13 protein-coding genes and 1 pseudogene are annotated in these 14,295 nt (G+C 64.3%); 2 read left to right on the top strand and 12 right to left on the bottom strand.

The window, feature by feature from the left end:
• Positions 1-267: 267 nt before the first annotated feature.
• The 3 genes from OCS65_RS24680 to OCS65_RS24670 all read right to left on the bottom strand — a co-directional run bounded on the left by OCS65_RS24680 (position 268) and on the right by OCS65_RS24670 (position 3,693).
• The gene (locus OCS65_RS24680) at positions 268-1,980 is read right to left on the bottom strand and encodes an FAD-dependent oxidoreductase (RefSeq protein ID WP_065923020.1); all 1,713 of its coding nucleotides are present in this window, start codon (positions 1,978-1,980) and stop codon (positions 268-270) included.
• A 184-nt stretch (positions 1,981-2,164) separates the two neighbouring features.
• Positions 2,165-2,365 (bottom strand): ferredoxin, encoded by a 201-nt coding sequence (locus tag OCS65_RS24675; RefSeq protein WP_006942920.1) that lies wholly within the window; start codon positions 2,363-2,365, stop codon positions 2,165-2,167.
• A 101-nt stretch (positions 2,366-2,466) separates the two neighbouring features.
• Entirely contained in the window at positions 2,467-3,693 is a 1,227-nt protein-coding gene (locus tag OCS65_RS24670; RefSeq protein ID WP_006942921.1) for a cytochrome P450, read from the bottom strand.
• A gap of 309 nt (positions 3,694-4,002) precedes the next feature.
• Here OCS65_RS24670 and OCS65_RS24665 point away from each other — a divergent pair, with 309 nt between their 5' ends.
• Positions 4,003-4,743, top strand: a complete 741-nt coding sequence (locus tag OCS65_RS24665; RefSeq protein ID WP_006942922.1) for an SDR family NAD(P)-dependent oxidoreductase — start codon at positions 4,003-4,005, stop codon at positions 4,741-4,743.
• Between the two features lie 59 nt (positions 4,744-4,802).
• Positions 4,803-5,198, top strand: coding sequence for an SDR family NAD(P)-dependent oxidoreductase (locus OCS65_RS24660; RefSeq protein WP_006942923.1), 396 nt, complete (start codon positions 4,803-4,805; stop codon positions 5,196-5,198).
• Between the two features lie 962 nt (positions 5,199-6,160).
• Here OCS65_RS24660 and OCS65_RS24655 read toward each other — a convergent pair.
• The 9 genes and pseudogenes from OCS65_RS24655 to OCS65_RS24620 all read right to left on the bottom strand — a co-directional run bounded on the left by OCS65_RS24655 (position 6,161) and on the right by OCS65_RS24620 (position 14,219).
• On the bottom strand, positions 6,161-6,445 hold the full coding sequence (locus OCS65_RS24655) for a hypothetical protein (RefSeq protein WP_006942924.1): 285 nt from the start codon (positions 6,443-6,445) through the stop codon (positions 6,161-6,163).
• 40 nt (positions 6,446-6,485) lie between these two features.
• Positions 6,486-6,851 (bottom strand): annotated as a pseudogene (locus OCS65_RS29965) (hypothetical protein); the annotation flags it as partial.
• A 527-nt stretch (positions 6,852-7,378) separates the two neighbouring features.
• The gene (locus OCS65_RS24650) at positions 7,379-8,215 is read right to left on the bottom strand and encodes a mycofactocin-coupled SDR family oxidoreductase (protein WP_006942926.1); all 837 of its coding nucleotides are present in this window, start codon (positions 8,213-8,215) and stop codon (positions 7,379-7,381) included.
• An 80-nt stretch (positions 8,216-8,295) separates the two neighbouring features.
• Positions 8,296-8,913 (bottom strand): nuclear transport factor 2 family protein, encoded by a 618-nt coding sequence (locus tag OCS65_RS24645; protein WP_006942927.1) that lies wholly within the window; start codon positions 8,911-8,913, stop codon positions 8,296-8,298.
• A gap of 29 nt (positions 8,914-8,942) precedes the next feature.
• Positions 8,943-9,497, bottom strand: a complete 555-nt coding sequence (locus tag OCS65_RS24640) for a VOC family protein (RefSeq protein ID WP_006942929.1) — start codon at positions 9,495-9,497, stop codon at positions 8,943-8,945.
• Between the two features lie 92 nt (positions 9,498-9,589).
• Entirely contained in the window at positions 9,590-11,200 is a 1,611-nt protein-coding gene (locus OCS65_RS24635; protein ID WP_006942930.1) for an MFS transporter, read from the bottom strand.
• Positions 11,201-11,254: 54 nt separating this feature from the next.
• Positions 11,255-12,178, bottom strand: a complete 924-nt coding sequence (locus tag OCS65_RS24630; RefSeq protein WP_044476301.1) for an SDR family NAD(P)-dependent oxidoreductase — start codon at positions 12,176-12,178, stop codon at positions 11,255-11,257.
• A gap of 207 nt (positions 12,179-12,385) precedes the next feature.
• On the bottom strand, positions 12,386-13,351 hold the full coding sequence (locus OCS65_RS24625) for an SMP-30/gluconolactonase/LRE family protein (protein WP_263507917.1): 966 nt from the start codon (positions 13,349-13,351) through the stop codon (positions 12,386-12,388).
• Positions 13,352-13,475: 124 nt separating this feature from the next.
• A complete protein-coding gene (locus OCS65_RS24620; RefSeq protein WP_006942936.1) occupies positions 13,476-14,219 on the bottom strand; it encodes an SDR family NAD(P)-dependent oxidoreductase in 744 nt (247 codons plus the stop codon).
• Between the last annotated feature and the right edge of the window lie 76 nt (positions 14,220-14,295).

The raw sequence follows: 14,295 nt of genomic DNA, 5'->3' as shown, positions 1-14,295 counted from the left end.
ATTTGTTTTTCAATACTGCGGATTGATTCCCCTGGGTGCACTCGGCCGACGCAGGGGCGCCCTTTCGGACAGCTGCCGCTGATCGACGGGCGGATGCACAACGCGACTGTTCGCACACACTGCAGCGCAGGACTATCGCGGCGTGTCCTGCGGTCCCGCCCTCGAATCGAAGGCCCGTGCAGTGTCTGCATTGACGTGTTCAAACCCTGCTCTTCCGCCACAGGACTGACTCCCGCCGTGACCGCACCGCCGTTGCGAGGTGGGAGATCAGCGTGTCGAGGTGTCGTGCACCTTGACCACTTCCAGCATCGCCTTCACATTGGTGATCTTGATGCGGGGACGTCCGTGTTCCCTGCCTTGCTTGCGTTCGGCAGCGTCGATGGCCTGCCATCCTCGGTAGTCGACGACCTCCGGCTGTCGTTCGGTGACGAGGGCGCTCAGTTGTTCCCTGCTGCAGTCGGAAGCGGGTCCCTCCAGTGTGCCGGCGAGGAAATCCTCGAGCAATACCTTGACGGTCTCCTGGGCGCACTTCTTGTTGGTTCCGATGACGCCGGAGGGTCCGCGCTTGATCCAGCCTGCGGTGTACACACCGGTCAGGGACTCGCCGGTCTGCGGGTCGATGACCCGCCCGTCTCGATGGGGGATCGTTCCTGTGGCGTCGTCGAAGGGGACGCCGGGAACGCCTGCGCCGCGATATCCGATGGAACGCAGCACAAGACCCGTCTCTATGGTCTCCGTCCGGTCGGTGAGGCGGGCTTTGAGAGAGCCGTCGGCGGCCCGATAGAGTTCATTGTGTGCGATTTCGATGGCTTCGACATGGCCGGCGCCGAGCACCGCGGTCGGTGAAGCGAGATAGCGCAGCACGATTCGCTTGCGCGTCGGGTCGGGGACTCGGGTGGAGTACTCGCGGGCGAGCTCGGTCTTGAGCACAGTCGAGGGCTCGGCCGCGGGGTCCTCCAGCGCAGCTCTGCTGTGCTCGTCCAAGATCAGATCCTGAGAATCGACCACCACGTCGACCCCCTCGAGCGCTCCGAGAGCCAACAGCTCCGGGGTAGTGTATGCGGCTTGAACCGGTCCGCGACGACCGAGCACCAACACCTCGCGAATACGGCTGTGTCGCAGAGCGTCCAATGCGTGATCGGCGATGTCGGTTCCAGCGAGATCGTCCGGGTCGGAGACCAGGATACGTGCCACGTCCAAGGCGACGTTGCCGTTGCCGACGACGACGGCACGTTCACCGGACAGATCGAACTGCAGGTCGGCATAGTCCGGGTGACCGTTGTACCAGGCCACGAACTCGGTCGCAGCGTGACTGCCGGGCAGGTCTTCACCCGGAACGCCGAGACGACGGTCGCGTAGCGCGCCGACCGCGTAAATGACGGCGTGGTGGTGCGACATCAGCTCCGGGTGGCTCAGGTGCTTGCCGATTTCGACGTTGAGGTGAAACTGCAGAGCCGGCTTGGCTGCGGCGTTTCGGAAGAGATCGGTGACAGCCTTGGTGCGCTGATGGTCGGGAGCCACACCCGCCCGCACGAGCCCCCAGGGGGTGGGGAGCCGGTCGAACATCTCGACCTCGACGGCCCCGTGAACGTTGGTGAGCAGATCATCGGCCGCATAGCAGGCCGCCGGGCCTGAGCCGACAATCGCAACCCGCAACGGTTGGTCCTGCTCGGGCAATGCGATCGTCGATACCGAAATGTTCGGCATGCCCTTGGACTGGAGCGGGTGCTTGTCGAAATAGTCTGCGTTGATGCTGGCGTACCGCACGTCGGTCCCGGTGAGGTCCCACTCCGGGTAGATGGCGCCGACCGGGCATGCGTCCATGCACGCCCCGCAGTCGATGCACGTCACGGGATCGATGTAGAGCATCTCCGTGTTCAGGTATTGCGGGTCCCCCGGGGTGGGGCGGATGCAGTCCACCGGGCACACCGGCACGCAGGAGGCGTCGTTGCAACACGGTTGGGTGATCACATAGGCCATGACAAGTGTCCTCGGTACAACCCTTCAGAAGGGGATGGAAGTGGCGATGGATGGCTGGTCGCCATCGATGAAAGCGTGGTCGGTGACGAGTGAGTGTGTCGGAGTAGCCGGGTCAGCGCTGGAAGGTAGAGGGGGCGGGCGCGGAGACGTTGCCTTTGCTCCGCGCCCGCCCGTGTGTCCCGTCCTAATTGTCGACGAGGGCGATCGCTCCCTCGGGGCAGTTTCGCATCCCGAGTTCGGCGGCTGCCTCCTGGCCGGGCGCCACTTCGATGGTGGAACCGCGGTCGGCGTTGTAGCCTTCGTCGTCGAGTCGGTACACATCCTTGGCGAGGATGAAGCACCGTCCATGACCTGAGCACAGTGTGCCGTCGATCTCTACCTTCATCGTGATCCTCCATCACGTCGTTCATGCGTGGTTCACTACATCCACGACCGAAGTGTCCGGTCGCGCCACTGGTCGGCGCGTCTACGCCCGGAGCATGCTGGTCAGAAGACCAGGTGCAGATCCTTCATCGTGCGCAGAATTCCGGTCTCGTAGCTCGGCTCGGTTCCCGGCTTGATACCGAAATCGGGGATCCGCTTGAGCCACTCGTCGAAGGTGGCACGCAGTTCCAGTCGTGCCAAGTTCGACCCGATGCAGCGATGCTGGCCTACGCCGAAAGCGGTGTGGAGCACCGTCTGCCGGGTGATATCGATCTTCCCGGGATTTTCCACCACACGGGGATCGCGCGATGCTGTGCTGTAACCGAGCAGAACAAAATCCCCTTCCTTCATCGGCGTGCCGGCGACCTCGGTGTCTCGGGTGCAGGTGCGCCCGAGGGCAACCACCGGTGGGAAGACCCGGACGAATTCCTCCACCGCCCGTTCGATCATGTCGGGATTGTCGACAAGGGCTTCACGATCCCCCTGATGCGTGGCCAGGTGATGGATGGCACCCGCCATGACGTAGGTGGTGGTGGCGATGCCACCGAAGGTCAGGTCGACGAGAATGCTGACCCGGTCCTCCCACGGTGCAGGCTGACCGTCCTCGTACTCCACGCCGGCGGCGATGACGTCGACCAGGTCACCGCGCGGGGGCTGGTTCTTGCGGATCTCCAGGTATTGGCCGAGGTACTCGAAGACCTTCGCCATGTGTCCGGGCCGTTCCTCCGGCGGAGCGAAGGTGCCGTTCTCCACGCCGGTGACGAGCATGTCGAGGTCGTCGATCGGCACGCCGAGCACGTTCTTGAAGAAGGCCCATCCCGGTAGCTTCGATCCGAATTCGCTGACGAATTCGCATTCGCCCTTGTCGATGAATCGGTCGATGAGGGTGTTCACGTCGGCGCGGATCTGATCCTCGTACCGGGCGACGGTGGTCGGGCTCAGGTACGGGTTCAGGACCTTCCGCCATGCCGTGTGCTTGGGCGGGTCCGATTCCTCGGGCATGAGGTACGGCAGCCCCTCGGGGCGGTTCGGCATGTATCCCTTGGCGCTGCTGAAGGTACGCCAGTCCTGGCCGACCTTCCGCACGTCTTCTTGACGGGTGACCATCCAGTACCCGTTGCCGACGTTGCTGCGCACAACCGGGCACTTCGCGACCATCTCGTCGAGGATGTCGAAGAAGTGCTCGTTGAACTTCGGGTCGTCGATATCGAAGTCGTTGAACATGTCTCGTCCGAAGCGTCCCTTGAGGGACTCGACGTCCGGGGTGGTGCGCGTCTGCTCTTGAGTCATGCCTCGTTGCCTCTCTGGGTGGACTTGGCCCGACGGTCCGGGTCAAAAAACAAGTGTCTGTTTTTTCCAAGGCTAGATGCCGATCGGTGTGACGTCAACCACCCTTCGGTCAGGGTTGTGAGTGCCGGCACTCTCGGCTGCTTCTGGCGGCGCCACCATCCCTCCTCGGCCTGACGGGGTAAAGGCGGCTTCATCGTCGTCTACCCGGCTTGTGCCGAAACCTATTGACGCTGTTTGCCCCCCGCGTTACCGTCTCTGGAAACGAATGATTGTTTTCCACGGTCGTTCACCCGATGCGAGGAGGAAGAAATGTCCGGAAGGCTGGCAGGTAAGGTCGCCGTCATCAGCGGAGCGGGATCGGGAATCGGAGAGGCGACAGCGGAGGTCTTCCATCGGGAAGGTGCCAAGGTCGTGGTGGCCGATATCTCCGGAAAGCAGGAAGAGGTGGCCAAGCGCCTCGGCGAGGGCTGTATTCCGGTCCACGTCGACGTCTCCAAGTCGGCCGACGTCGAGGCGATGATCCAGGCAGCCATCACCCACTTCGGCCGTCTCGATGTGCTGTACAACAATGCAGGCATCGACGGCGACCAAGCGGCCACCGGTGAATACACCGAGGAGGCGTGGGACCAGGTGCTGAATGTGAACCTCAAAGGTGTATTCCTCGGCATGCGGCACGGCATCCCGGCAATGATCAAGAACGGTGGGGGCTCCATCATCAGTACGGCCTCGATGGCCGCCAACGTCGCCTTCGCGAACATGCCCGCCTACTGCGCGAGCAAGGCAGGCGTCGTTATGCTGACCAAGACTGCTGCCGTGGAGTACGCCAAGGACAACATTCGCGTCAACGCCATCCTGCCCGGCGTGATCGGCACCGGAATGACACCCCACCTTCCGGCCGATCTCATCCAAGGCATCAAGGACGCCACCCCGTTGAATCGCATCGCCAGTCCCTCCGAAGTGGCGAACCTTGCTCTGTTCCTCGCCTCCGACGAGTCCTCGTTCATCACCGGCGACGACATTCTCGTGGACGGCGGCTACACCCTGGTCTGAACGCGTCAGCGTCGTGACAGGGCGGCCGGGACAAGCCGTGACCCGGCCCATTGAAGGGAATGGGGCTCGGCATGCAGGCTGTGCTGCCGTCGATGATCGGTTCCGGTGGCGGGAAGATTGTCAATGTCTCCTCGGTCGCCGCGCTGATCGGCATGCAGAACACGGCCGCGTACGCCGCTGCGAAGGGAGGCATCCTCGGCCTCTCCCGCCAAGCTGCCATCCAGGACGCCTCCGAGAAAATCCGGGTCAACGTCCTCGCGCCCGGCACTATCGAGACTCCCATCCTGGGCGATATCCCGAAGGAGCTGTACGACGTGATGATCGCCGGTACCCCGGCCGGCCGACTGGGCAATCCCGACGACGTCGCATCCATGGCTTTACACCTGCACGGCTCCGGTGGTGACCTCGTCACCGGACAAACCTTCGTGGTCGACGGAGGTGGGACCGCCCACTGAGCCTGTAAATCGGCAAATGCGACGCGGTGCGCCGTGTCGGATAACGAAGTGCTACAGCGTTATCCGACACGGCGCATGGTGTCCGCGACATTCCCACCCAGGAGAACGCGACGACACACTGCGTGCAGGACCCGTCCAGAGCCAAGTTATCGAGTACGAAGTGAACGCGATGTGTACGCCCATGGTAACGAGGCCGAAGACATCACCACTGACGTCGGCAACCTGAACCACACCGGAGACCGCTGCCCCCGCGTCACATGCAGTGAGAACCAGGACCAACGAGATCCATGACTAACCGGGCGCCAAGACCAAGATCAGTCCGATGGTGAATCCTCTGCTTTCCTACGCCCGCGTGGAGTTCCGGCGCTTCCTCCAACTCAGTCGTCAGGACGGGTGAGGCAGACCCACGCGCAGGGTCTGCCTCACGTGCTCCGGCCCAAGGGGCGGAACCTGAGGGACGGTCACGGTCGCCACGGCGTGGCGATGCGTGTCGACAGCGTGGGCACTTGTGGCTGCGAACGCTATTGCAGGCCGTCGAACGCACGTCGGGCACGATTCCACAAGAATCGGTCCGGCGGGGGTACCCCCGGGCATGCGTCAGCGCGGGTACCGGGGCTTGGCAACGCACATCCCCATCCGAAAAAGCGTGCGACGAGAGGGCCGATCGGGACGGCCACGCCTGAATCAGCATCCCACCCGTGCCGTGCGGAACGGTGGAAGTCGGCGTTCCTGCCCGAGGACCGAGAGTGCAGCGACGAGGCTGGCAGCCCCCATCGCCAACCAGGCAAACGAGTACGAAGCGGTCGTGACGAGAACCCCCATTATCGAGAGTCCTACGACACCACCGCCGAAGTATGCACCTTGGACCACACCGGAGGCCGGTGCCACCGCATCGCAATACCGGCTCGTGACCCCGTGTACGAGCAGCGGGATCCACGACCAGCCGGGCACCAAGACCAAAATCAGTCGGGCGACAAATGCTCCGGGAATCCCTGACGCCAACAGAACGAAACCCCACCGCCGCCGGCCACCATCATCATCCAGGCCACGGGGAACGGGTCCGATCCCCGCCGGTCGACTATCAGAGCACACGTCAGACGGAACAGGATCGATCCACAGGCACAGGCGGCAACGACGAACGAGACGGACGCGATGTCCAGGCCGGCAGTGGGAGCGGCGATCACCACGAAGGCCGTGGCGCCGCCCAATGCCACGTTGCCGGCCAGGACCCCGGTCATCATCACCACCAGAGGGACGCAACGACACCTTCTCCAGAGCAGCGGCCGGGACGGAACGCGTCCGTTGCGATTGTGCCCCGCGTAGCCACAGCACGATCAGCGCGGCGACCAGACCCCCGATGCCGAGGGCGGACCGCCATCCGATCAGTCTCTCCAGCACCGGCGCGGTTGCTCCGGCCACCATCAGCGCCGTCACGGGACTGGCACTTGCCGCCGCGAACGCAAGCGCGCGTCGTTGGACGCGCACACCCGACATGATCACCACGTTCACTGCGGGTGTGGCCAAGGCCGGAGCGAGTCCGACCACCGCGAGTGCGAGTACCAAACCCGCACCGGAGTGCGCGGCCCAGGTGAAGACAAGACCCAGGGCGAACGCACCGAGGCCGGCGGCGCGCAGTGCTCTCACGGCGCCCATCGGTCTGCGAGTACGGCCCTCGGAAACGCGGCAACGGACGCCACCAGCCGATAGCCGGAGAACGCGAACCCGAGGACAGCTTCGTCGAGGTGCAGATCGGATGTTCTCGCCCATCGCGCTGACCAGAAGCTGGGCAGAATGCGCATGGTGTTCAGGGAGATCGCGTCCACTATGTGTCTGCTACGAATGCTCGCCGGCGACTCTACCGATACCGGAGTGTCGTCCGTGCTGCCCTCGATCAGGATTTCTTCTCGCGCCTGTGCGGGGCTTCCGCCCTCTTCGTCCAACTCGTCGTCCTTTTCACGACGGTGAGGCAGACCCGCATACAGGGTCTGCCTCACCCGGTCCCGCCGGCGGAGCTGGGGCATCCGAGCCCCGTCGGCGTGACGCTCCGCGCTGACGGGCTCGATCTCGGCGCAGTGACTCATCGCCCGTGGTGGAGGCGGGCGTGGCTGTCTCGCCGTCGCTCGCGGACACAACTCGAGATCACGAGGACCGCGGGTTGCCCGCACGCAGGGTCTGCCGCCTCAGTTGTACTTTCCGAGATAGCCCGCATCGACGGGGATAGTGGCGCCGGTGACGTACTTCGCATCGTCCGACGCCAACCATGCGACCGCACCCGAGATCGCCTCCGGCTCCATCCACGGCACCGGCAGCAGGTTCATGGCGGTGAAGGTGTCACCGAAGTCGTCGAACGTGGGATTCTCCACTCCCGGTGCGAAAGCGGACCAGATCGCGTCGTTCTGGATCATCTTCGTGTCGACGGAGCTGGGGTGGATGGTGTTGACGCGAATGAACTGGGGTGCAAACTCGTTCGCCAAGGTCCGCATGAGTCCGACGACGGCGTGCTTGCCCATGTTGTAGTGCACCTGGTTGGGGAAGCCCCGCATCCCGGCGGTCGAACTGATGATGATCACCGAGCCGCCGCGGCCGCCGTCGACGATGTGGGGAAGGGCGGCACGACACGTGTTGTAGGGTCCGTGCATCTGTACATCGATCATCTCGTGGTACGTCTGTTCGGGCATGTCGAGGAAGGGAGCGCTGGACCAGATCCCGGCGTTGGCCACGACGATGTCCAGGCGGCCGAACTCCGCGACCCCGGCATCGACGGCGGCGCGCAGAGAGTCGAGGTCCCGCACGTCTGCCGTTCGCGCCACGATCCGTCCACCGGCTTTGTCGACGAGCCGGGCGGTTTCGGCGAGGTCGTCCTGGGTCGCCAGGTCGTACGGGACGCTCGCCATGTTCGCGCAGAGATCGACGGCGATGATGTTCGCGCCCTCCTCGGCCAGGCGCACGGCGTGTGCGCGTCCCTGCCCGCGGCCGGCTCCGGTGATGAAGGCGACCTTGTCCTGCAGTCTGTTCATGTGGATCTCTCCTGGGACGATTGCTCGATGGGTGGTGTTGTTGTGAGACTGATCTGGGTGGTGACGGCGTCGTCGGCGGCTCAGCCGCCGAGGCGTGAGGGATCGATGGTCAGCGGACGCTGATAGGAGATGTCCGAACGGTCTCGGCGAGGCTGGGGACCCGTCCGCATGAGGGTCTTTGTCCGTTCCGGAAGGTTTTTCACCACTGTCATCGCGACCTGGTCGAGTTGGTCGGGGATCGAGTCGAGCGGTGCCCAGTCCCGGATGCAGGCGCGCGCGGCGATCGCCCAGTGGCCGTCGCGTTTTTCGAATCGGTCGAGGTAGCGGCCACCGCTCATGGTCAGGGGTGTTCCCTCACGGTTGAGCCCGACGAACATGTAGTACGTCTCGGTGTGGGCGACATCGCCGTCGAGCTCGCAGGTGATGTTGAAGATGGCATGTTGGTGGGACAGGTGGGTCCGGGTGTGCATGTCGATCGCCCAGTCGGCGAACTCCTCCGGGCTTCCGACGAAGACGCCGTGGTCGTCGATGGCGTCGGGATGGTAAACCGACAGCAGCAATTCGCGATCGAGCCGGTCCACCGCCCGTGAATAGGTCATCAGGCAGTCGCGGATGCTCTGCCTGTCCTGCAGCTCTCGAACCGAGGCGGCCAGCTCGGTCAGGGACGGGGTTTTCTCGATCTCGGGATTGGCGGTCATCACTGCTCCTTGTCGTCCAGCGGGGCGCATCAGGCGATCGGGTGGTCCTCGCGTACACAGGCGATGTAGTCCCGCCACACGATGCGGCCGGCGAGGACGTCCTCGCAGGTGTAATCCTGGGTAGGGGTGTCCCACCGCAGATCGGTACTGACGAACTGGAGCAGCGCTCCGAACGTGACTCGAGGCGAGAGGAACGTTTCGCTCCAGGCCGATAGGCGGGTGTCGGTGTCGATGGGTTCGCACCCGTCGGTGCGCAGGGCCTCGACCGTGCGCGGGATGTCGTCGACCAGGAACGTCATGTGGTGAAAACCCGGGCCGCGGCGGCGCATCGCTTCGGAGATGAGCGAATCGCTGCGCAGCGGCTGCATCAGTTCCAGTTTGAACCCGGGCAGCATCCAGTGCGTCAGCCGGATCCCGGTCTCGTCGTTGTCCCCGCCGCACAGGAACGTCCCGCCGATCACGTCACGGAAAAACGTTGCGGCTTCGGCCATCGACGAGACCGCGAAGGCGACGTGGTCCACCTTGGTGATCCGCTCGGCGGTCCGGCCGCCACAGACCGTGGGATCGTCACCTGTCGAGGACATCGTGGTTCCTTCCGTCGAGTTGTGGGGATCGAGTGCTGTGCCGGTTATTCCGGGGCGGGCTCTGCGGATCGTCTGGCCCGAGGACGTGTCGCCTACCGGACGGCCGTACGCGATTCCGTGTCCAGAGTCTGCGCCGCCTCGTGTAGCGCGGCTGCGTCCGCGAGTTCGGCGGTGAACTGGGTACGGGTGATCGACCACAGACGCAGAGCGGCCAGGGCCGAGATCGCGAGCGGGATCGAGGCCGCCAGGAAGATGTACTTGGGGGCAACGGATTCGGAGGCGTAGCCGGCCAGGATCGGGGTGATGATCGCGCCGATACGGCTGATACCGACCATCAGGCCGTAACCCCGAGCGCGGGCGAGCGCCGGGTACATCGGTGGTGCCATGGCGGTGTAGGAGGACACGGACACGAACACGGCCAGTCCGAGTGCGGTGGCCATGACGAGGGCGAGGGGTCCGCCCATGGTGAGGGTGAAGAGCACCAGGCTGACCACGGCCAGGCTCAGTGCCATCCAGGCGATTCGGGTGGCGAGGAATCTCAGGCCGATGAGCCCGAAGACGATCGATCCGGCGAGGCTGCCGATGCTGATGATCGTGCCGGCGATGGCGCCGTCCTGAGTGCTGCCGCTGGCGTCGGCGATCAGCTGCGGCGTCCAGGTGCCGACGAAGTAGTACGCCGCGGTGAGGAAGGCGTAGCCGATCCACAGCAGTACGGTGCGCTCGCGCAGTTCGGCGCTGAGCACCCGAGGCTTGCCGGGGGCGGGGGGAGCGACGGTGGTCGACGACTGCGGTTGCTGCTCGGTGGGGGTGTAATCCAGGCCCAGTTTCGTCGCGATGCGAGCGACCTTGTCCTGTGCCCCCGGCTTGTCGGTGGTCAGCAGGAAGGTCAAGGTCTCGGGCAGCAGAGCGGCGACCAGGACGAGTCCGAGGAAGCTGACGGCGGCCCCCACCCAGAACATCGCCTGCCATGCCCCGCCGAAGATCGACATGAGGGACACGCCGGTAAGGCCGGCGAGGGTGCTGCCCAAGGGAAATCCGACGGTGACGATGCCGATGGCGAAATTGCGGCGCGCGGCCGAGGAGTACTCCTGGGCCACCACGATCATGGTGGCGCTGATGACGCCGACACCGATGCCGGTGAGGAAGCGGCCGCCGAGCATGACCGCAGAGTTCGGTGCCAGGGCGGTCGTGACCATCGAGACGATGTTCAGGGTCAGGCCCGCCAGGATCAGAAGGCGCCGGCCGTAGCGATCTGCCAGAGGAGCGACGAAGATCGCCCCCGCCGCCATGCCGAGGAGTCCGGCACTGATCAGGTATCCCTTTTCGCTGGGGGCGGCGAAGTCTGCCGGTAGATGAGGCAGCACGAAGCCCATGGCGAAGAAATCGAAGCCGTCGAGCATGTTGCAAAACATGCACAAGACAACGATGAGCCACTGATAAGGCCTCATCTTCGTTGAATTGATCTTGCTGATGACATCCATACCTTCTGCTCCCTCGTGGAACGGTGACGGGATGATGGCGTCTACCCAGCGCGCCGTGCCCGCCGGCTCGGCGGGCACTGGGTCGGTAGCTGCGGGCCGACGGAACCGATGGGACACTGACCTCGATCGAGGTGCGCCCTGACGTTCCGTGCCCGGACGGATTCGTCCTGGACGACGGTGCTTCCACCGTGGCGGGCATCGGCCGAGCCGGACGAACGCCATAAAAAACGATTGATTGTTTTCTGCGTCACACTGTGCGCTCCCACTCGGGGAATGTCAAGAAGTTTCAAAGCGATCTGTCGACTCGGTCACCGTCCCGGAGCGGATCTCAGCGGTTCCGGATGGCGGGGTTCGAAGAGGTCCCTGCCCTTCGGCCATCGTGCTCAGCACCTCCCGGACGAGAACGGCCATGTCGTGAGCCCACACGGAGGTCAGACCGCCATCGACGGTGAGAGATTGGCCGGTGACGAATCCGGAGCGGTCACCAGCGAGGAACACTGCCACGTCGGCGATGTCCTGGACTGTGCCGGCACGACCGAGCGGGTGCAACTCGCCCAGCCGTGGGGCCAGTCGGTCGAGGAACTCGTTGTGGCGTTCGCGGCCGAGGCGGGTGGCCTGGGCGAGGATGGGGGTCAGGATGACACCGGGAGTGATGACGTTGGAGCGAATCGCGTAGCGGCCCAGTTCGTGGGAGGCGGCGCGGGCGATCTGCTCGATTCCGGCCTTGACGGCCGAGTAGGACACCGATCCGATGCCGGCCAGTGTCGTGGCGATACTCGATATCGAGACGATGCTTCCGCCGGTGCCCTGGGCCTTCATACGCTGCCCGGCATGCTTGTGCCCCAGCAACACCGATCGTAGTAACAGATCGCTGGTGCGGGTGAAGGAGTCGGCGTCGACGTCGAGCAGGCGACCCTGGCCGCCGAGTGCGCCGGCGTTGTTGACCATGATGTCGATCCGGCCGAACGTGTCGACTGCGGCGGCAACGAGAGCCTGGATGTCGGTCTCGCAGGTGACGTCGGTGTGGTGGAACACGATCGAACCGGGATGGGTGTCGGCTACTTCGGCGCCGCGGTGGTCATCGATGTCTCCGACGAGCACCACGGCGCCGTTGTCGACGAACGCTTCGGTGACGGCGCGGCCGATCCCGCCCGCGCCACCGGTGACGACGGCTACCTTGCCGTTCAGTTCTCTGCTCACGAATCCCTTTCCGATCACTCGGTCCCGCAGAACCGTCCGTATGGGCGATGTCGGCCCCCGACGGCCGGTGGCGGATCGGCGGTGCGACCTACTCGCCGACGATGATCGATTCGGTGGGACAGCCGTCGGTGCGCGACGCAGATCCTCTACCGACACCCCAGGTCACAGGCCCGCGAACAGTCGGATCCAATACCTGAGCCGAGGGCCTCATCGCCAATGCTCCATGGGCATTCCCGCTACCGGAGACCACAACACCTGCACCTCTCGATTGCCGAGCCCACCCAAATAGAGCGTCTTCAGATCCGGTCCTCCGAAAGCGATGCTGGACAGGTTGGACACACGAGACCCACGGCTGTGCGAAATCTGATCCCAGGTCAGGCGCCCCTCGGCATGGGCCGAGGCGATCGCGTCCAGCTCACTGCGATTGACGTCTTCGAACACGACGGTCCAGGTCATATCCGGTGCGATGCGGATCAGGCGGTTGGAGATGACACAGACGATCCAGAGCGCGCCCTCCGCATCGACGGCCATGCCATCGGGGAAGGTGTCTTCCGGGTAGGTGATCCGGACAGGATTACTCAACAGGCCTTCTGCCGCAACGTCGTACCGGGTGGTGCGGCAGGCAAAGGTCTCGTTGACGAAAAGGTACTTGCCGTCGGGCGAGAGCCGTAGTTCGTTCGTCCAGTTCAGCCCATCTGCCGCAACAGTGACCTTGCCATCGTGCACCAGCAGGATCTGCCCGGTGTTCTCTTCCGCGGTGAAGTGGTCGTGCTTGCGTCTCAACGAGCTGATGGTGATCCAGGCCCGGTCACCGTCCACCAGCACGAAATTGGTGCGCGGTATAGCGGTCCCGTCGAGCTCGGTCGCGAAGGGGCGGGCCTCACCACGCCGTCCGACCCGCCAGACACCCCCCGCCTTACCCATATTGGCGAACAAGAAGTCACCGTCTGCCGTCAACGCGATACCGTTCGGCCGAAAGCCCTGCGCAATCAGATCTGCCTCGACGGCGGGGCCAGTGGTCCCGTCGGGCGCGATCCGCGCGATACCGAGCGTCCAATCGCCGGTGTAGATCGAGCCATCGCTTGCTGCCAGCACGCATTCCGGCCGGTTCAGGCCACTGCCGATCTGCGACAGATCCGCCGGCTGAAACGGCTCGATTTCGGTCAGCACCATTTGTCTTCTCTCCTGATTGCAATGGAGTCAGGCCGCGATCGGAGTGCGGTCGGGATCTCCGATCGCGGCGACTCTTTGGGGGCTCAGCGGTTGCGTCGGCGTGCACCAAGCGTGACGCTGCCGCTCACAAGGCCAGGTAACCGCCATCGACGGGAATCGTGACTCCTGTGACATACGAGGACATATCGGAAGCGAGGAACACCGCCGGGCCGGCGATCTCCTGTGTCTCGCCGACACGACCGAGCGGTAGTCGTTGGAGGAACTTCTCGCCCGCTTCACCGGTCACCGTCATCAGGTCGCTCTTGATCCTGCCCGGTGCCAGTCCGTTGGCTCGACCACCTGTCGGGCCGAGCGTTCGGGCGAAATACTGGACCAGTGAGCGGACGGCAGCCTTGGACGCGCCGTAGGCGGCACTCGATCTCGGCGCCGTGAATCCGGCAATCGACGAAACGAAGATCACGCTTGCGCCCGCATGCTTCAACGTGGGCAGCAGCGCGACTGTAATGTCCCATTGCGCAGTGAGGTTCACGCCGATGACCTGATCCCACTTCTCCGCCTGATCAGGATCGTTCGGTCTGATGCGGGGCGCGATGCCCGCATTGTTCACCAGCACATCGATATTTCCGTATTGCTCGGCCATCCGAGCGCCGAAGGCATTGACGCCCTCACGGTCGCTGATGTCCAGGATCTCGGCAGAGGCCGAACCACCCGAAGCCTTGATGTCCGCAACCACGACATCTGCTGCTTCCTTGTTCCTGTCAACCACCAGGACGTGTGCGCCTTCCGAGGCCAGAGCGGTCGAGATGGCCGAACCCAGGCCGCGGCCACCTCCGGTCACTACCGCCGTCTTATCGGACAGTCGTGTCATCTGCTTCTCTCCTTTCGCGAATCAACCGGCCGGTGTGGCAAGTCGATCGATTTCTGTGTGCATTCGGTGCCTTGGC

The organism is Rhodococcus aetherivorans (assembly GCF_025722975.1).
Lineage (GTDB): Bacteria > Actinomycetota > Actinomycetes > Mycobacteriales > Mycobacteriaceae > Rhodococcus > Rhodococcus aetherivorans.
This window is presented reverse-complemented; position numbering and strand designations above follow the sequence as displayed.

Excerpts from the sequence above, each read along its gene's own strand:
- OCS65_RS24650 (WP_006942926.1), bottom strand. The coding sequence starts at position 8,215 with ATGAACAGACTGCAGGACAAGGTCGCCTTCATCACCGGAGCCGGCCGC.
- OCS65_RS24665 (WP_006942922.1), top strand. The coding sequence starts at position 4,003 with ATGTCCGGAAGGCTGGCAGGTAAGGTCGCCGTCATCAGCGGAGCGGGA.
- OCS65_RS24645 (WP_006942927.1), bottom strand. The coding sequence starts at position 8,913 with ATGACCGCCAATCCCGAGATCGAGAAAACCCCGTCCCTGACCGAGCTG.
- OCS65_RS24660 (WP_006942923.1), top strand. The coding sequence starts at position 4,803 with ATGGGGCTCGGCATGCAGGCTGTGCTGCCGTCGATGATCGGTTCCGGT.
- OCS65_RS24675 (WP_006942920.1), bottom strand. The coding sequence starts at position 2,365 with ATGAAGGTAGAGATCGACGGCACACTGTGCTCAGGTCATGGACGGTGC.
- OCS65_RS24635 (WP_006942930.1), bottom strand. The coding sequence starts at position 11,200 with ATGGCGTTCGTCCGGCTCGGCCGATGCCCGCCACGGTGGAAGCACCGT.
- OCS65_RS24620 (WP_006942936.1), bottom strand. The coding sequence starts at position 14,219 with ATGACACGACTGTCCGATAAGACGGCGGTAGTGACCGGAGGTGGCCGC.
- OCS65_RS24670 (WP_006942921.1), bottom strand. The coding sequence starts at position 3,693 with ATGACTCAAGAGCAGACGCGCACCACCCCGGACGTCGAGTCCCTCAAG.
- OCS65_RS24680 (WP_065923020.1), bottom strand. The coding sequence starts at position 1,980 with ATGGCCTATGTGATCACCCAACCGTGTTGCAACGACGCCTCCTGCGTG.
- OCS65_RS24640 (WP_006942929.1), bottom strand. The coding sequence starts at position 9,497 with ATGTCCTCGACAGGTGACGATCCCACGGTCTGTGGCGGCCGGACCGCC.
- OCS65_RS24625 (WP_263507917.1), bottom strand. The coding sequence starts at position 13,351 with ATGGTGCTGACCGAAATCGAGCCGTTTCAGCCGGCGGATCTGTCGCAG.